General features: G+C 66.1%; 18 protein-coding genes. 12 read left to right on the forward strand and 6 right to left on the reverse strand.

Annotation, left to right across the window (positions count from 1 at the left end; genetic code table 11):
- Positions 1-31: 31 nt before the first annotated feature.
- The 9 genes from AAA989_RS06565 to AAA989_RS06605 all read left to right on the forward strand — a co-directional run bounded on the left by AAA989_RS06565 (position 32) and on the right by AAA989_RS06605 (position 9,007).
- Positions 32-1,402: a PAS domain-containing protein gene (locus AAA989_RS06565; RefSeq protein ID WP_338241956.1), complete on the forward strand. Its 1,371-nt coding sequence runs from the start codon at positions 32-34 to the stop codon at positions 1,400-1,402.
- Between the two features lie 69 nt (positions 1,403-1,471).
- Positions 1,472-2,611 carry a phosphatase domain-containing protein gene (locus AAA989_RS06570; protein WP_338241957.1) on the forward strand — a complete coding sequence of 380 codons (1,140 nt, stop codon included), beginning with the start codon at positions 1,472-1,474 and terminating at the stop codon, positions 2,609-2,611.
- Between the two features lie 52 nt (positions 2,612-2,663).
- Entirely contained in the window at positions 2,664-4,133 is a 1,470-nt protein-coding gene (locus AAA989_RS06575) for a M48 family metalloprotease (RefSeq protein ID WP_434781429.1), read from the forward strand.
- Positions 4,134-4,142: 9 nt separating this feature from the next.
- Positions 4,143-4,835, forward strand: coding sequence for a DsbA family protein (locus AAA989_RS06580; protein WP_338241958.1), 693 nt, complete (start codon positions 4,143-4,145; stop codon positions 4,833-4,835).
- Between the two features lie 79 nt (positions 4,836-4,914).
- Entirely contained in the window at positions 4,915-6,153 is a 1,239-nt protein-coding gene (locus AAA989_RS06585) for a sensor histidine kinase (protein ID WP_338241959.1), read from the forward strand.
- Positions 6,150-6,944 (forward strand): LytR/AlgR family response regulator transcription factor, encoded by a 795-nt coding sequence (locus tag AAA989_RS06590; RefSeq protein WP_338241960.1) that lies wholly within the window; start codon positions 6,150-6,152, stop codon positions 6,942-6,944. The genes AAA989_RS06585 and AAA989_RS06590 overlap by 4 nt, the downstream gene beginning before the upstream one ends.
- Before the next feature lie 56 nt (positions 6,945-7,000).
- On the forward strand, positions 7,001-7,864 hold the full coding sequence (gene nadC / locus AAA989_RS06595; protein WP_338241961.1) for a carboxylating nicotinate-nucleotide diphosphorylase: 864 nt from the start codon (positions 7,001-7,003) through the stop codon (positions 7,862-7,864).
- Positions 7,861-8,307: a hypothetical protein gene (locus tag AAA989_RS06600; protein WP_338241962.1), complete on the forward strand. Its 447-nt coding sequence runs from the start codon at positions 7,861-7,863 to the stop codon at positions 8,305-8,307. Before nadC ends, AAA989_RS06600 begins: the two co-directional genes overlap by 4 nt.
- The gene (locus tag AAA989_RS06605) at positions 8,294-9,007 is read left to right on the forward strand and encodes a ribonuclease T2 family protein (RefSeq protein ID WP_338241963.1); all 714 of its coding nucleotides are present in this window, start codon (positions 8,294-8,296) and stop codon (positions 9,005-9,007) included. Before AAA989_RS06600 ends, AAA989_RS06605 begins: the two co-directional genes overlap by 14 nt.
- Here the strand turns inward: AAA989_RS06605 and AAA989_RS06610 are convergent.
- Complete coding sequence (locus AAA989_RS06610) at positions 9,004-9,459, reverse strand: nucleoside deaminase (RefSeq protein WP_338241965.1); 456 nt, start codon at positions 9,457-9,459, stop codon at positions 9,004-9,006. The genes AAA989_RS06605 and AAA989_RS06610 overlap by 4 nt on opposite strands.
- Before the next feature lie 108 nt (positions 9,460-9,567).
- On the opposite strand from AAA989_RS06610, the gene rpmB reads away from it, so the two are divergent.
- On the forward strand, positions 9,568-9,858 hold the full coding sequence (gene rpmB / locus AAA989_RS06615) for a 50S ribosomal protein L28 (RefSeq protein ID WP_338241966.1): 291 nt from the start codon (positions 9,568-9,570) through the stop codon (positions 9,856-9,858).
- A gap of 69 nt (positions 9,859-9,927) precedes the next feature.
- Here rpmB and AAA989_RS06620 read toward each other — a convergent pair whose 3' ends face one another.
- From AAA989_RS06620 to xseA, 4 genes are read right to left on the reverse strand one after another with little or no spacing between them, the layout of a single operon-like run.
- The gene (locus AAA989_RS06620; protein WP_338241967.1) at positions 9,928-10,887 is read right to left on the reverse strand and encodes an esterase-like activity of phytase family protein; all 960 of its coding nucleotides are present in this window, start codon (positions 10,885-10,887) and stop codon (positions 9,928-9,930) included.
- A gap of 18 nt (positions 10,888-10,905) precedes the next feature.
- A complete protein-coding gene (locus AAA989_RS06625) occupies positions 10,906-11,847 on the reverse strand; it encodes a M23 family metallopeptidase (RefSeq protein WP_338241968.1) in 942 nt (313 codons plus the stop codon).
- Positions 11,844-12,047 (reverse strand): DUF2093 domain-containing protein, encoded by a 204-nt coding sequence (locus tag AAA989_RS06630; protein WP_338241969.1) that lies wholly within the window; start codon positions 12,045-12,047, stop codon positions 11,844-11,846. The genes AAA989_RS06625 and AAA989_RS06630 overlap by 4 nt, the downstream gene beginning before the upstream one ends.
- Before the next feature lie 60 nt (positions 12,048-12,107).
- A complete protein-coding gene (xseA, locus tag AAA989_RS06635; protein ID WP_338241970.1) occupies positions 12,108-13,559 on the reverse strand; it encodes an exodeoxyribonuclease VII large subunit in 1,452 nt (483 codons plus the stop codon).
- Here xseA and purD point away from each other — a divergent pair.
- Both purD and AAA989_RS06645 read left to right on the forward strand, forming a co-directional pair.
- On the forward strand, positions 13,558-14,844 hold the full coding sequence (purD, locus tag AAA989_RS06640) for a phosphoribosylamine--glycine ligase (protein ID WP_338241971.1): 1,287 nt from the start codon (positions 13,558-13,560) through the stop codon (positions 14,842-14,844). The genes xseA and purD overlap by 2 nt on opposite strands.
- Positions 14,841-15,413: a protein-methionine-sulfoxide reductase heme-binding subunit MsrQ gene (locus tag AAA989_RS06645; protein WP_338241972.1), complete on the forward strand. Its 573-nt coding sequence runs from the start codon at positions 14,841-14,843 to the stop codon at positions 15,411-15,413. The genes purD and AAA989_RS06645 overlap by 4 nt, the downstream gene beginning before the upstream one ends.
- Here the strand turns inward: AAA989_RS06645 and AAA989_RS06650 are convergent.
- Entirely contained in the window at positions 15,410-15,925 is a 516-nt protein-coding gene (locus AAA989_RS06650) for a ComEA family DNA-binding protein (RefSeq protein WP_338241973.1), read from the reverse strand. The two genes, AAA989_RS06645 and AAA989_RS06650, sit on opposite strands and share 4 nt — an antisense overlap.
- Positions 15,926-16,032: the final 107 nt, after the last annotated feature.

A 16,032-nucleotide genomic window follows, 5' to 3' on the forward strand; every position in this document is an offset into this window, starting at 1 on the left:
CTAGAAAGACTAAAGGGAAGGCGATTTCGGCATGGACACTTTGCGCGGCAATTTCGGGGCTCTCGACACGGCTGATCTCGGCCCGGGCTTCGATGCACCGGAGGACGAGCACGACAGCACGGTGGACGATTCGCCGCCGCCCGCCATCGGCACGGACGAGCGCCGCATGCAGGTGCGGGCCTACAATTTCTGGGCCAGCCTGCTGGACGAGCGCAATTTTCCCGCCATCGAGGATCTCGATCCCGATGCCCTGCCCGACTTCGGCCCCAACAGCGTGCTGCTGGATTTCTCGCGCGGACTGGAAAATCCTGAAGTCGCCTATCTGGGCCACCGCCTGGCCGAGGAATGTGATACCAGCGAAACCGACATCAGCCAGCTTACCGACGTTCCAGCACGCTCGCTGCTGAGCCGCATCACCGACCATTACATGCAGATCATCGCCAACCAGGCTCCGATCGGTTTCGAGGCCGAGTTCGTGAACCAGCGCGGCGCTACCATCCTCTATCGCGGCATCCTGCTGCCCTTCTCCAGCGACGACGAGAGCATCGACTTCATCTACGGCGTCATAAACTGGAAGGAGATGGCGGATTCCGGCGTTTCCGACGAACTGCTGCTGGAAATGGATCAGGCTGTCGATCTGGACGGAGACGATGTCGTTCTCGAGGAACCGCGCCGCCAGGTGCAGGACGAGATGGTCGACTGGGCCGACGGCCCCTCCGTGCCGGCAGCCTCCAGGGTCGATATTCCGGAGCCCGCATTCGGACAGGGCGCCGATGCCCCCGCCGATCCGGCGGACATGGAGCTTGCCGACTGGCTCGCCGCTGCCCGCGAAATGGCCCAGACCGCCCAGAACAGCGAGGAACGCACGCGCTCCTCGCTCTACGAAGCCGTATCGCGCGCCTACGACTTTGCCGTCGCCGCGCTCGATGCGCCGGAGGACTTCGCGGAACTGCTGTCCGATTCCGGCCTGACCATGCAGGAGCGCGCTCCGATGACTCCGGTGGTGAAGCTGGTCTTCGGCGTGGACTACGACAAGACCCGCCTCACCGAATACGCCGCGGTCCTTTCCTGGGCCAGGCGCACCGGGGTGGAGCGCGGCGCGCTGGGCGACCATCTCAAGACGGCCGAAGGCGGCCTGAAGGGCGTGATTGCCGCAGAGCGTGCCTACCGCCGCGAACAGGATGGCAAGCCCGCCGCACCCAAGCCCCGCGGACCGAAGAAATCCGTCGTGCGCAAGCTGCGCGCCATGGAACCGCGCCGGCTTGAATCGCTCGGCGGCGAAGGCGAGGAATTCGGCCTGGTGATGATCCGTCGTTCGGAAACCGGCGAAGTGCTGGTGCTGGGCGAAGTGCCCGCCAACGCCGCGCTTATCGAGAAGGCCGCGCGCGAACTGCTGGACTGACGACTGGCGATCCCACCCCCCACCGCGGGGGGTGGGCATCGGCAGGGAATTTGGGTAGCGGAGGCGGCCATGCCCCTGCTTGCCCGGCACCCCCTTCGCGTCCAGCCCTATTTCGGCCATCGCTCACGCGACCGGCTGGTGCTCTCCGCCCGCGCGCTCCGCGCAAAGCCGCCGGGTTTCGACCAACGCTCTCGCCTGCGTGCAGTGAAGACGATGGTCACGCAGTTCGTCAGCCACGAGATGGCGAGCATCCCGGTGACGCTGGAGCTGGAAGGCGACGGCGGCAAGATCCTGGAGCACGAGGGGCACACGAACGACGAAGGCTATGTCCATTTCGACGTCGCGCTCGACCCCCACTGGGATCTGCCCGAACACCCGGCGTGGGAACTCGGCCGGATTCGCTGGGTCAACATCGAGGGCCCCCAGGTCGAGGACGTGCACATCCTGGCACCGGGCAGGGACAGCAGACTGGCGGTAATCTCCGACATCGACGACACCATCATCGAAACCGGCATCACCGGCGGGCTGCGCAGCGTGATGCGCAACTGGAAACGCGTCTTCGCGCAGCTGCCGCACGAGCGCGTGCCGGTCCCCGGTGCCGACGCATTCTACGGACAGCTGGCGGGCGGCGTGCTCGAGCGCGGCGAACACCGCCCTGCCTCGCGCATTCCGGCCACCAAGCGACCGTTCTTCTACATCTCATCGAGCCCGTGGAACCTGTTTTCCTACCTCGTCGCTTACCAGCGGCTTCAGGGGCTTCCACTCGGCCCGCTCAAATTGCGCGACTGGGGATTCAACCGGCGGACGCTGGGCAAGTCCAGCCACGGCGCACACAAGGATGCCGCGATAGACGGCATCCTGGGCATGTATCCGGACCTTCGCTTCGCCATGATCGGCGACGATACCCAGGGCGATCTTCCCGCGTTCGCCCGCGCGGTGGACATGTACCCGGATCGCGTCGCCGCCGTGTTTCTGCGCACGGTTTCGGGGCACACCTTCTCGCCGGAGGAAGAGGCCGCCTGTAGTGCGATACGGGACGCCGGCGTGCCGATATGGCTGGGCGACAGCTACGACGCCGGCCTCGATTTCCTGCGCACCCTCGGCTTCACGCCGGGCGGCGAAACCGAGCAGATCGTCAAGACGGTCGAAAAGGTCGAGGATGCCGGGAGCCCTGCCGAAGAGCCCGGCCCGGCTTCGGAGACCGCGTAATTCTTCAGTTCCGGTTCATGGTGCAAGCCGCTAGGCTGGGCACCTGTAGATCATGGCTATGCTGAAGACCCTCGTCGTTCGCCTGCTGGCCGTGCTGGCCATGCTCGCCGTTACCGTGCAACCGGCGGCGGCGCAGGGCGTGAGCGTACTGCGCGACGCCGAGACCGAGGCCTTGCTGCAGGACATGGTCGATCCGCTGGCCGAAGCGGCCGGGCTCGGCGAAGGCGCGGTGGAAATCGTGCTGCTGAACGACAGCTCGATCAATGCGTTCGTTGCCGGGGGGCAGCGCATCTACGTGCATTCGGGCCTCATCAATGCCGCAGACAGCGCCAACGAGGTGCAGGGCGTGCTCGCGCACGAACTGGGCCACATCACCGGCGGCCACATCAACAGGTTTTCCGAAGGCGCGGGCAATGCGAGCCGCATCACCCTGCTGTCGACGCTGCTTGCCGTGGGCGCTGCGCTGGCGGGCGGGGGTGAGGCGGCAATGGGCGTGCTCGCCGCCGGGCAGCAGGCCGCCATGGGCAGTTTCCTCGCCTTCAGCCGTGTGCAGGAAGCCAGTGCCGATGCGGCCAGCGTGGACTATCTCGAGTGCGCGGGGATCGACGGGGCGGGCCTGATCGCATTCTTCGGCAAGCTTCAGAACCTCGAATATCGCTACAATGTCCCGCAGGATTCAGATGCCGGCTATGCCCGGACCCATCCGCTGACGGGCGATCGCATTTCCCGGCTGGAAGACGAATTGGCCATCAGGGCCGACCGAGATGGGCCGCCGGCCGATCTCGTGGCCAGCATGGAGCACATCCCGTCCACTCCGGGCGCGGAGACAATCCAGCGCGAGCCAGGCGAGTGCAGGTCCTCGCCCCTGCCCACCGCCGATCTCGAGGAGCGTTTCCAGCGCGCCAAGGCCAAGCTGTACGGCTACCTCGCTCCGCCGGAGAGGACCTTGAACGCATTTCCCGTCTACATGACGGGCGCGCCTGCACGCTACGCTCGCGCCTACGCCTTCCACCAGCAGGCCAAGGTGGACGAGGCGCTGGAAGAGGTGGACGCGCTGATCGCGATGGACCCCGACGATCCCTATTTCCTCGAGCTGAAGGGCCAGATCCTGCTGGAATCGGGCCGTGTTGGCGAGGCGATCCCGGCCCTGCGCGAGGCAACCGAGATGACGGGCTCCAATCCGCTGATCGCTTCCACCCTGGGTCACGCGCTGATTGCCACCGAAGACCCCGAGTATTTCGACGAGGCCGAACAGGTCCTGCGTGCAGCCGTCGGGCGCGACCGGGAGAACCCCTTCGCCTGGTATCAGTTGGGAGTCGTCTACGGCCAGCGCGGAGACATTCCGCGCGCCCGCCTTGCCAGTGCCGAACAGCAGATCATGCAGGGCAATTACCAGGCCGCGCTGGTCAATGCGCAGGCGGCCGAAGGGGGCCTTCCCACCGGTTCGCCGGACTGGATTCGCGCGCAGGACGTGGCCCTGCAGGCACGCGGGCTGCTTGAACGCCAGCGGGATCGCAACTAGGCATCTTACATGCGCTGGATTGTCACCTCAGTTATCGCCCTTGTCGCCGGTTTCGCCGGAGCCGCCGCGTGGGACTTTTCGGGCCTCGGTCCCGATCGCACGCGCGAGGCACTGATGGCCAATCCGGAAATTCTGCCGGAAGCGATCCAGGAATTGCAGCGCCGAGAGATGGTTGCGCGGATCGAGCCGCTGCGCTCGGAGCTCGAGACACCCTTTCCCGGGGCCGTGCTGGGTAACCCGGATGGTGAAGTCACGCTGGTGGAATTCACCGATTACGCCTGCGGATACTGCCGCATGAGCGTCGATCACGTGAACCAGCTCGTCGCCGCCAATCCGGACCTGAAGGTGGTGATTCGCGAATATCCCATCCTTTCAGAGGCCAGCGCCGAGGCCGCGCGCATGGCTCTCGCCGCCGCGCAGCAGGGCCGTTACGCGGCATTTCACGATGCGATGTTCGCGGCCGAAAGCCTCTCTCCCGAGAACATCGAGGCTGCCGCGCAGCAGGCTGGCGTCGATCTTCAGCGGGCAAGAAGCGCGATCGAATCCGGCCAGTTCGAAGGTCATCTGCAGAACAATCTCTTCCTGGCGCAGAACATGGGCGTCGGCGGAACCCCGGCCTGGGTAGTGGGTGACCAGTTGCTTTCCGGTGCGGTAGGTCCCGAGGCGCTGGGGGCCGCAATCGCCGAGGCGCGCGATTCCTGAGGCAGGCCGCCTGGAGCGGGAGGAAAATCCCGCGGCCCGCCCGCTGCAAAGCGGCGACAACGATACTAGAATAGGTGGCATGTCGATGCTGCCCATCAGTCCCACGCCATTCTTCGCGGACAAGAACCGCGCGTTCTGGCGTCTGCAGCTGCTGGGCTGGGGCGGCGCGGTGATCCTGCGCGCGGCAACCTCCATCGCCAACGAGCGACCGGCAGACTTCCTCATCGTGGTGATGATCGCCGCGATTGCCGGCTTCTCGATCAGCACCGTGCTGTCGGTTGTCTATTCCAACCTCATCAACCGCAGCCCGCTGGTCACCTGGACCGCTACTGCCGTCACCCTGGCGATCGCCGTCGGTGTTTCCGCCTTCATCAACGCGTGGACGATCGACGTCTACCAGGGCGGCAGCGAGGCGAGTTTCGCGCAGCTGATGCTGGGCGTGTTCTACATCGACATGACCCTGCTCGGCGCATGGTCGGCGCTTTACTACGCCATCAACTTCTTCCTGCAGGTGGAACAGCAGGCCGACCGGTTGGAACGGCTGGAAACGCAGGCCACCAGCGCCCAGCTTGCCATGCTGCGCTATCAGCTCAATCCGCACTTCCTGTTCAATACGCTGAACTCGATCTCGACGCTGGTGCTGCTGGGCGAGACGCGGCCCGCCAACGCCATGCTCACCCGCCTTTCCAGCTTCCTGCGCCATACGCTGGTGAACCAGCCCGGCGGCAAGGTGACCGTGGCGCAGGAGGTGGAGACGCTGAAGCTCTACCTCGATATCGAGCGCATGCGCTTCGAGGAGCGCCTGCGCACCGATTTCCGCGTGGACGACAAGGCGGCGCGTGGCTGCATCCCCTCATTCCTGCTGCAGCCCCTGATCGAGAACGCGATCAAGTACGGCGTTTCCGCGCAGGAAGAAGGCGCGCGCATCAACCTGTCGGCACAGGTGATCGGCAACATGCTGCGCCTGATCGTTTCGGATACCGGCCCAGGCCTGCAAGGCACCCAGCGCAACGCCGAGACGCTGGCCGCCACCCCCTCCTCCACCGGTGTCGGCCTTGCCAATATCCGCGATCGCCTGGCGCAGGCCTATGGCGAGAACCATCGTTTCGAGATCGAAACACCGCCCGACGGCGGTTTTACCGTCATCATCGAGCTGCCCTACGAAGAAGGGGAACTCGAGGACGATCCCCGCAAGCTGGCGAAACTTACGCGCCCCTCGTCCGTTTCAGGCGCGAGGACGCAGAGTCCGTCGGTATCGAATCCATCCGAAAGTGACGGCCAGACCGTCCCAGCCCCCCGAACCGGAGCCAACGCATGAGCATCCGTACTATCCTCGTCGATGACGAGAAACTGGCCATCCAGGGCCTTCAGGTGCGCCTCGAACCGTTCAACGATATCGAGGTCATCGAAACCTGCGCCAACGGCCGCGAGGCCATTCGCGCGATCAAGACGCAGAAGCCCGATCTCGTGTTTCTCGACATCCAGATGCCGGGGTTCGACGGGTTTTCCGTGGTGAAAGGCGTGATGGACGTCGATCCGCCGCTGTTCGTCTTCGTAACCGCCTTCCAGGAACACGCCATTCGCGCTTTCGAGGCCAATGCCGTGAACTACCTGATGAAGCCGGTGGACGAGGACAAGCTGGCCGACACCATCGAACGCGTGCGCCAGCGCATGGCCGAGAAGGCCAGCGCGCAGGAGGCCGAGAAGCTGAAGGACGTGCTCGCCGAAGTCAGCCCCGAAAGCCTGGAAGAGATCTCCGACGACGGCGAGGCGACCGGCCGTTACGAGAAGATGATCAACGTGAAGGACCGCGGACAGATCTTCCGCGTGGACGTCGACACCATCGAGCATATCGAGGCCGCCGGCGACTACATGTGCATCTACACCGGCGACAATTCGCTGATCCTGCGCGAAACGATGAAGGATCTGGAACGCCGGCTGGACCCGAAGAACTTCCAGCGCGTCCACCGCTCCACCATCGTCAACCTCGACCAGGTGCGGCAGGTGAAGCCGCACACCAACGGCGAGTGCTTCCTGGTGCTGGACTCGGGCGCCGAGGTGAAGGTCTCGCGCTCCTATCGCGACGTCGTGGCGAGGTTCGTGCATTAGTTTGCAGGCCGGCGTTCGCCCTTGCGGTCGCTGCGCGACCGATGCAGGGGTGAGTGATGACCGAATTCAAGATCGAAGGCTTCGACCTTCACGCGTTCGTCCGTGAGACCCTTGCCGAAGACCTCGGTGAAGGGCTTCCCGGCGGCGGCATCGACGTTACCGCCAACAGCGTGATTCCCGCCGACGCGCGGTTCCAGGGGGTGATGGACAGCCGCGATGCCATTACAGTCGCGGGCCTGCCGATCGCCGTCGCCTTCTTCCGCCATCTCGATCCGGACATGCAGATCGACGTGCTGGTGGAGGAGGGCGCGCAGGTGCAGCCCGGCACCGACCTGATGCGGCTCTCCGGCAATGCCCGGGCCATGCTGACTGCAGAGCGCAGCGCCTTGAATACCGTGCAGCACCTCTCGGGCGTCGCCACGCTGGTGCGCCGCTATGTCGATGCGATGGACAACCCTGATTGCACCCTGCTCGATACCCGCAAGACCATCCCTGGTCTCAGGCACATCGAGAAATATGCCGTGCGCATGGGCGGGGGGAGCAATCACCGCATGGGGCTGTGGGACGCGGCCATGATCAAGGACAACCACATCCTCGTCGCCGGCAACGTGGGCGAGGCCGTGCGCCGCGCGCGCGATGCAGGCGTGCAGGACATCATCTGCGAAGTGGACCGGCTGGACCAGATCGAACCCGCTCTGGAGGCGGGTGCGAACCACATCCTGCTCGACAACATGGACCCGGAGACGCTGCGCGAAGCGGTGAAGATCATCGCCGGTCGCGCAAGAACCGAGGCGAGCGGAGGCATCACGCTGGAGACGATCAGGGCCAAGGCGGCAAGCGGGGTGGACTACGTTTCGGTAGGCCGCCTCACGCAAAGCGCGCCCGCCGCCGATATCGGACTGGATTTCACGCCGTTGTGAGCTGGGCAAGGCCGCCCCGCCCCGCCGCCATTCGCGGCTTCGCGGTGCTGTTCGCGATGGAAGGCCTGATCGCATTCGCTGCGACACTGGCCGATATCGGCCAGCAGATCGGCTATTTCTCCGCGCGCTATCCGCGCTTCGTATTCGATTCCGACACGATCATCGTGCTGGCGAGCGCGCGTCTGACCATCGTCGCGATTCCGGTCGCGCTGGTGTGGTTTCGCGCCAGCCGCTTCGCGCAGGTGATGCTGACGATCTTCGCGCTTGCCCGCCTCATCCGGCTACCCGGCGCGCTCGACAACGCGCTGGGCGCGCAACCGCTCGCTTTCGCCTGGCTCGCGAGCCTGCTGTGCGGCCTTGCTGCGGTTGCCCTGCTCTATACGCCGCAAGCGCGTGCCTGGTTCGCCCGCAAGGGAAGGGGAGAGGCTGATGCCTTTACGTGAAGCCTTTCTTGGCGTCGCAGCCTTGGCGTTGCTGCCCGCGCCCGCAATCGCGCAGGCCTATCAGTGCCGCGTGCCGCAAGGGGCCGTTTCCCTTCCGCAGGTCGAGCGCGATGGCCCCGTGCGCCAGAGCCGCGTCACCGGATACACTCTCGCCCTTAGCTGGAGCCCTGAGTTCTGCCGCTTCCGCGATGACGAGCCTCGTCATGCGCGCCAGTGCAGCGGGCGGGAGGGGCGCTTTGCCTTCATCGTTCACGGGCTCTGGCCGGAAGGGCGCGGCAGCCAGTGGCCGCAATGGTGCCCCACGCGCCGCCAGCCCAGCGCAAGCGAATTGCGCCGGTCGATGTGCATGACGCCCGATGCCGCCCTGATCGCGCACGAATGGGCCAAGCACGGCACCTGCATGACGCGCGATCCGGACGCTTACCTGCGCGTCTCCCGCATCCTCTGGAACTCGCTGCGCTGGCCCGACTTCGACCACCTCTCCCGCCGCGACGGCCTGACCGCCGGGATGGTCCGCGAGACCTTTGCCGATGCAAACCCCTACTGGGATGCCGAGGACGTGGGGCTGGTCGTCAACGAACGCGGCTGGCTGCGCGAGATGCGGCTCTGCTACGATACGGATTTCATGCCCACCGCCTGCGATACGAGACGCTTCGGTCCGGGGAATGACGAGGAAGTGCGGATCTGGCGGGGGCTCTAGCGCCGCCGGGCAAAGAAGCTGCGCAACAACCCGGCCGACTCGCTCTCGCCCAGTCCGGAATAGACCTCCGGCCTGTGCAGGCACTGCACCTGCTGGAACACGCGAGCGCCGTGTTCCACCGCACCGCCCTTGGGGTCGCTCGCGCCGTAGTAGAGCCGGGCAATCCGGGCGTGGCTGATGGCGCCGGCGCACATCGGGCAGGGCTCCAGCGTCACATAGAGGTCGCAGCCGGTCAGGCGCTCGTCGCCCAGGGCCTCCGCCGCCTTGCGAATCGCCACCATCTCGGCATGCGCGGTAGGATCGCTGCATGTGCGTGTCAGGTTGTGGCCTTCGCCCACGACGTTTCCATCCTTGACGAGCACGGCCCCCACGGGCACTTCGCCTTGCGCTGCCGCCTCCTGCGCCAGCTGCAGGGCACGCTTCATCGGATCGGGTGTGGCCCATTTTGCCATTCTCCCGCGCTACCGCGAAGCTTGACGAATCTCCACCCCCCCTGTATGCGCCCGCCTTTCCCAGCCCGAAAGCTGTAACCGAAACCGTTTCAAGCGAGAGAATTCGCCATGTCGCGCATCTGCGAACTTACCGGCAAGGGCCGCCAGATCGGCCACAATGTCAGCCACGCCAACAACAAGACCAAGCGCGTCTTCCTGCCCAACCTGCAGAACGTCACGCTGATCAGCGAAAAGCTGGACCGCAGCTTCAAGTTCCGCGTCTCGACCGCGGGCCTGCGTTCGGTGGAGCACAACGGCGGGCTGGACAACTGGCTGCTGAAGACCAGCGACGACAAGCTTTCCTCGCGCGCCCTCAAGGTAAAGCGCGAGCTGAAGAAGGCCGACAGCGAAGCCGCCTGAATCACGGCGAGAGCCAGGCTTTGAAAAGCGCGCGGGGGTCTGTCCTCCGCGCGCTTTTTCGTGCGCGGGCTAGTTCCCGCCAGGCTGCCAGAGCAGGCGCGCCAGCAAGGTCCGCTGGAAACCGCTGAGATTGTCGTCCGACATCAGCCAAAGCTCGACGCTGCCATCGTCGGCCGTTTCGCCCACGACCAGCGCCTCGTAATTCTCCCGCGGCAGGATCGCCTCCAGCTGCAGCAGCAGCGCGACGTCCAGCGTATCGCCGCGCTCCAGTGAAGCCGGATCGGCGAGGCCGATGGCGCTGGAGAACGGCGGAACGCCGAATTCCAGCTTGCGAAGAAGCACCAGCACGCGGCCATCGGGCAGGGCTGCCGCATCGGTCGGGGCATAGTCTGCGGGAATGCCCACGGCGAAAGTCGTCGCTTCCACCTCGTCGGTAGGAGCGGAAGGATAGATCAGCCCGGTCGGGCTGCGTTCGGGCAGGACCAGGAATCGACCGTCGGGCAGGCGGGTCATCGCTTCCGCACCGCTGTTGTCAGGCCAGGTCTGCCACTCGGGCGGGAGGCGGGAAGTCAGGAATTCGCCCGCAGCGGTGAAACGCGCCACCGAATTGGCATTCTCGAAAGCCAGCCAGAAGTCGCCCGTTGCCGGGTCGCGGGTCGCCGCCTCGATGTCCGAAGCCGACTCGCCGGGTCGACCATGATCCCAGATCGATAGCAGCGTGGCATCGCGTTCGCTTGCCGTGTCGGGTGCGGCAAAAGTCAGCTGCTTGCCCCGATCCGAAAAGGCCTGCAGCGTCTCGTCTGCGGTAACCAGAAGCGCGGAATAGCCGCCGAACTCGAGCGTCGAGCCGGTCAGGTGCCACACCCCCTCACGCGTGAAGCCAGAAGCCTCCGCGGTGTCCGGCAGGTCTTCCTCCGGCGTGATCGCGAGGTTCGCGGTTGTGGAGGGAACGATCTCTGTCCGCACGAAGGTGCCGGGCGAGAGCGCCACGGCCAGCAGCGCTGCGGCGATAAGTCGGCGCTGTCTCATTCGCTCCGCCGCCCCTGCTCAGGGCATGGGGCCAGTGAACAGGATCGGATCCAGCCGCGTGAGGTGCCACTTCAGGCTCCAGTGCAGGTGCGGCCCGGTTGCCCGGCCCGACGAGCCGATGCGGCCAAGCAACTGCCCCTGCTCCACCCGCTCACCCTGCTCCACCGCGATATCAGACAGATGCAGGAAGGCACTGTTCAGCCCGGCACCGTGATCGATGATCAGGAGATTGCCTTCGAGGCTGAAATCGCGGACGGCCAGCGTCACCACGCCCGCCGCGGGCGCGACGAAGGGATCGCCGCTCCCGCCGGTGGCGATGTCGATGCCCGAATGATAGCTGCCCGGTTCGCCGCGATAGATGCGCTGCGAGCCGAACCGGCCGGAAATGCGGCCGGTCAGCGGCCAGATGAAATCCTGCTTCCAGCCGTCCGTGTCCGATGCGGCAGTCCGCGCATCCCAGATGGCGTCGAGTTCCGGCTGACGGCGACGCATGAAGCTCTCGCTCGAGCCCCCGGCGCGGCGGGCCACGTTGACCCTCTCGACCTCCCAGTCGCGCGGCGCAACCGTCAGCGGGCTGCGCACTTCGCGGCCGTTCTCCAGCGTGGCGACGAGCACCTCCTCGCGGCCCGCATCGCGGTCGAACGCGGCGAAGAAGCGGCCCTCGGCGTCCAGGAGCAGTTCGGTTTCACCCAGCCGCGCGCTGGCGGTCCCGGCGGGAGCCTGCCCCCTGATCCAGCCGCCCTGCGTCAGTTCGCCATCGTAGACGAAGGTGCTGGGCCCGGCGGGAGTGGGTGTGGGGGTAGGCGTTGGAACCGGCGCAGGCGTCGGGGTGGCCACCGGCTGGACGACTTCGACCTGCTGCGGAGAAGGCGTCCGGGGCTGAGATTCGGGAACGACGGTGCAGGCCGCGATGGCGGCGCAACCGGCTATTATGGCTGAGAAACGTCGGGTGCCTGTCACATGTCCTCAAGCGCGCGCCGGGCGGAAAGTTCCGCGCTGGCGTAGGCTTCCTGGCGATCGACGCTCCAGTAGCGCAGTTCTTCCAGCGGCACGGGCACGCCGCTGACGGCGCAGAGCACGAAGTGCCCCGGCTTCACGACGCGAAACCCGTTCGGGCCATAGAGGAGAGTGGCGGCCTTGTCGGAGGATGACATCAACATGTCTGCCTATGTAGTGCGCCATGGCGGCGAGCGCAATTTGGATGGTGAAGGCAGTTCGGATCAAAGCAGCTTGGGCTGCCCGCTCTCGACCTCCGCCTGCCCGCGCCGTGTCGGCTTCTTCGGCGTGGAGCCCGGGACGACCTGCAAGGTGCCGTCGGCAAACTCCAGCGTAAGCAGGGGCTGACGGGCAGCTTCCTCGCGCGAGGATATGACCGGATGGCCCTCGGCGCACACCAGCGCATAGCCGCGTTGCAGCGGCGCTTTGGGATCGAGTTGCAGGCGCAGTCGCTCCAGCGCGGCCAGCCGCTCGCGCCGCTCGGCGATCGGGCGCGTCACGAGGGCAGGGGTCAGGCGGGCGGCGGCAAGTCGCTGGCGCGAATCGCGCAGGCCGGCGCGCAGGATCGCCGGAGACAGGCGCAGGTCGGCCAGCTTCTCGCGCCCCTTCGCCGCGCGATCCACGAGGCCGCGGCGCAGTCGCTCGCCAAGCTCGTCCAGCCGCTGTGCATGGGGCTGGAGCAACTGCTCGGCTTTCGGCAGCCGTTCGGCGCGGGCGGAAAGCCGCTCCCGGCCAAGCTCCACCGGGCGCAGCGCGCACTTGCGCTGACGCAGCGCGAGATCGTCCAGAGTCGCGCGTATGTCGCGCAGGACCGGCACGGCTATCTCGGCGGCAGCGGTGGGCGTGGGCGCGCGGCGATTTGCGGCGTAATCGCACAGCGTGGTGTCGGTTTCGTGGCCCACCGCGCTGATCACCGGGATCGGGCTTTCGGCGACGGCGCGCACCACGATCTCCTCGTTGAAGCTCCACAGGTCCTCGATGGAGCCGCCACCGCGCGCAACGATCAGCAGGTCGGGGCGGGGCACGGGGCCGCCTTCGGGCAGGTCGCCGAAGCCGCGCACCGCCTCTGCAACCTGCCTGGCCGCGCCTTCACCCTGCACCAGCACCGGCCAGACGATGACGTGGCTGGGAAAGCGATCCTCCAGCCGATGGAGGATATCGCGGATCACCGCGCCGGTGGGCGAGGTCACGACACCGATCACGCGCGGGGCGAAGGGCAGGGCACGCTTGCGCTCTGGGTCGAAGAGGCCTTCCGCCTGCAGTCTCGCCTTGGTCTTTTCCAGCAGTGCCAGCAGCGCGCCTTCGCCCGCGATCTCCATCCGCTCGATGACGATCTGGTACTTGCTGCGCCCCGGAAAGGTCGTCAGCTTGCCGCTGGCGACGACCTCGATGCCGTCTTCCGGCTGGAACCCAAGGCGCGGTACGGCACTGCGCCACATCACCCCGTCGAGCACGGCCTTCTCGTCCTTCAGCGCAAGGTAGAGGTGGCCGGATGCCGCGAGCTTCACGCCCGACAGCTCTCCGCGCAACCTGACGTAGCCGAAGCGATCCTCCACCGTGCGCTTCAGCGCCTGCGAAATCTCGGTGATCGAGAGCGGCGCGGAATTGTCGCCTGCGCCACTGGTCGCTAACAGCCGGTCGTCCGAAGAATCGTCGTAGGGAGTGCTTTGCGCCATGAATATCCTTGTGCTGGGCGGGGGCGGCCGCGAACATGCCCTTTGCTGGAAGCTGGCGCAATCCGCGGCCGTGGCGAAAGAGGGGGGAACCCTCTACGCCGCCCCCGGCAACCCGGGCATTGCCGAATGCGCCGATTTGGTATCGCTGGACGCGGCGGACCATGCCGCCGTGGCGGCGTTCTGCCGGGAGAAGGCGATCGGGCTGGTCGTGATCGGGCCGGAAGCGCCGCTGGTGGACGGTCTGGCCGACAGCCTTCGTGCCGCCGACATCGCGGTTTTCGGCCCATCGAAAGCCGCCGCCCGGCTGGAAGGCAGCAAGAGCTTCACCAAGGACCTGTGCGACCGGGCGGGCATTCCCACCGCCGGATACGTCCACTGCACCTCGCTCGAACAGGCACGGCAGGCGCTGACCACTTTCGCTCCGCCTTTCGTGCTGAAGGCCGATGGTCTTGCGGCGGGCAAGGGCGTGGTGATCGCCGAGAGCGAGGAGCACGCGCTGGAGGCGCTCGACGACATGTTCGGGGGGGCTTTCGGCGAGGCTGGCGCGGAAGTCGTGATCGAGGAATTCATGGAAGGCGAGGAAGCCAGCTTCTTCGCCTTAACCGATGGCAGCAGCGTCATTTCCTTCGGCACGGCGCAGGATCACAAGCGCGTGGGAGAGGGCGACACCGGCCCGAACACGGGCGGCATGGGGGCATACTCGCCCGCCCGCGTGCTGGGCGAAGCGCTGGTGGCCGAGACGCTGGAGCGCATCGTCTTTCCCACCGTGCGGCAGCTTGAAAAGGACGGCACTCCCTATGTCGGCGTTCTCTATGCCGGGCTGATGCTGACCGCCGAAGGCGTGAAGCTGGTGGAATACAACTGCCGGTTCGGAGATCCCGAATGCCAGGTGCTCATGATGCGCCTGCAAAGCGACCTGGCGCAGTACATGCTGGCCTGCGCAAGCGGCTCTCTGGCGGCTCTGCCCGAGCCCGATTTCGGCACGGAAACCGCCATGACCGTTGTGATGGCGGCCAGGGGGTATCCCGGAACGCCGGAGAAGGGCGGCGCGATCGATCTGGACGGGGCCGAAACGGACGGCGCCAAGGTATTCCATGCCGGAACCACGCTGGATGAAGGCGTGCTGGTCGCCAATGGCGGGCGCGTTCTCAACGTCACGGCGGTCGGTGAAGACACAAGGGCCGCGCAGCGCGCTGCCTATGCCGCTGTCGAGAAGATCGACTTTCCGAGCGGATTCTACCGCAGCGACATCGGCTGGCGGGAAATCGCGCGCGAAGGTCGATGAAAGCCCTTGTCAATTCGCGACCGCTGCTGTGGCTGGTGCTCGCCCTGCCGGGGCTCTGGATCCTCGGCCGCTGGGCCTTCACGCCCGATGCCTACGGGTACGGACATGCCATCCTCGACAGCGGGGACTGGGCGGCTTGGCTGCTGCTCGTGACACTGGCGGTGACGCCCATTCGGCTGGCGTTCCGGCGAAACGCTTTCGCACAGTGGCTGATGCGGCGCAGGCGCGATCTGGGCGTGGCCAGCTTCGCCTATGCCCTGGGGCACACGGTCGTCTATCTGGTGAACAAGGGCGCGCTGGCCCCGGTGCTGAGCGAATTCACCTCGCCCGACATGCTGACCGGGTGGCTGGCCTTCGCCCTGTTCGTGCCGCTGGCGATCACCTCCAACGACGCTTCCATGCGGGCGCTCAAGCGGTCATGGAAGCGGCTGCACAGGCTGGTCTACCCGGCGGCGATACTGGTGTTCGTGCACTGGGCCTTGGCGGCCTTCGATCCGACCACGGCCTATATCCACATCGGGATACTGGCCGCGATCGAGATCGTCAGGGTCGTCTTGCAGCGCCGTTAGAGCGTCACGTACTGGCGGAAGCGGGCAACCTCTTCCTCGTCGACATACTTGCCGATTTCGCGGTCGAACTCGGCCATGTCCTCGTACGGGCGATACTCCAGGAATTCGCCGACCATGCGATCGGTCATGCCGGGGACCAGCTCGATTTCCTCGTTGCTGGCGGAGTTGAGGTTGATCGGCACGAAGACGCTTTCGAGCACGGTTGCGGCTTCTTCCTCCGACAGCGTTTCGATCAGCACCGCATTGAGGTCTACCACGCTGCCATAGGGCTGACCGGCCACGATGGCGTCGGCCAGTTCGGGCGTGACGCCTTCGATGGCCACCAGTTCCTCGGTCGTGGCGGTGCTGGCATCGAGAACGGCAGTGCTCGTCGCGGCCTCTGCGTCGACGGCTTCGACATCGGTCATTTCGGTGTCTGCAGCCGGTTCGGCAACGTCCTCGGTGGTCTCGCCACAGGCGGCGAGGGTGAGGGCAGTGCCGGCCATGGCGGCGGCGAGTACGATCTTGCGCATTCTTAGGTCCTTTTCGTTGCTAGCATCGAGGCGGGCAGGGCTTAATGCGAACGCTTTGCAATTACCAGCCCAGTTTTCACGGAGCGGCAAATGCGCCCTGGAAGCCT

Origin of the sequence: Aurantiacibacter hainanensis (genome assembly GCF_036321025.1) — a bacterium.
GTDB lineage: Bacteria > Pseudomonadota > Alphaproteobacteria > Sphingomonadales > Sphingomonadaceae > Alteraurantiacibacter > Alteraurantiacibacter hainanensis.

Coding starts and splice junctions, on each gene's coding strand:
- AAA989_RS06565 (WP_338241956.1), top strand. CDS start 32: ATGGACACTTTGCGCGGCAATTTCGGGGCTCTCGACACGGCTGATCTC.
- AAA989_RS06570 (WP_338241957.1), top strand. CDS start 1,472: ATGCCCCTGCTTGCCCGGCACCCCCTTCGCGTCCAGCCCTATTTCGGC.
- AAA989_RS06575 (WP_434781429.1), top strand. CDS start 2,664: ATGGCTATGCTGAAGACCCTCGTCGTTCGCCTGCTGGCCGTGCTGGCC.
- AAA989_RS06580 (WP_338241958.1), top strand. CDS start 4,143: ATGCGCTGGATTGTCACCTCAGTTATCGCCCTTGTCGCCGGTTTCGCC.
- AAA989_RS06585 (WP_338241959.1), top strand. CDS start 4,915: ATGTCGATGCTGCCCATCAGTCCCACGCCATTCTTCGCGGACAAGAAC.
- AAA989_RS06590 (WP_338241960.1), top strand. CDS start 6,150: ATGAGCATCCGTACTATCCTCGTCGATGACGAGAAACTGGCCATCCAG.
- nadC (WP_338241961.1), top strand. CDS start 7,001: ATGACCGAATTCAAGATCGAAGGCTTCGACCTTCACGCGTTCGTCCGT.
- AAA989_RS06605 (WP_338241963.1), top strand. CDS start 8,294: ATGCCTTTACGTGAAGCCTTTCTTGGCGTCGCAGCCTTGGCGTTGCTG.
- AAA989_RS06610 (WP_338241965.1), bottom strand. CDS start 9,459: ATGGCAAAATGGGCCACACCCGATCCGATGAAGCGTGCCCTGCAGCTG.
- rpmB (WP_338241966.1), top strand. CDS start 9,568: ATGTCGCGCATCTGCGAACTTACCGGCAAGGGCCGCCAGATCGGCCAC.
- AAA989_RS06620 (WP_338241967.1), bottom strand. CDS start 10,887: ATGAGACAGCGCCGACTTATCGCCGCAGCGCTGCTGGCCGTGGCGCTC.
- AAA989_RS06630 (WP_338241969.1), bottom strand. CDS start 12,047: ATGTTGATGTCATCCTCCGACAAGGCCGCCACTCTCCTCTATGGCCCG.
- purD (WP_338241971.1), top strand. CDS start 13,558: ATGAATATCCTTGTGCTGGGCGGGGGCGGCCGCGAACATGCCCTTTGC.
- xseA (WP_338241970.1), bottom strand. CDS start 13,559: ATGGCGCAAAGCACTCCCTACGACGATTCTTCGGACGACCGGCTGTTA.
- AAA989_RS06645 (WP_338241972.1), top strand. CDS start 14,841: ATGAAAGCCCTTGTCAATTCGCGACCGCTGCTGTGGCTGGTGCTCGCC.
- AAA989_RS06650 (WP_338241973.1), bottom strand. CDS start 15,925: ATGCGCAAGATCGTACTCGCCGCCGCCATGGCCGGCACTGCCCTCACC.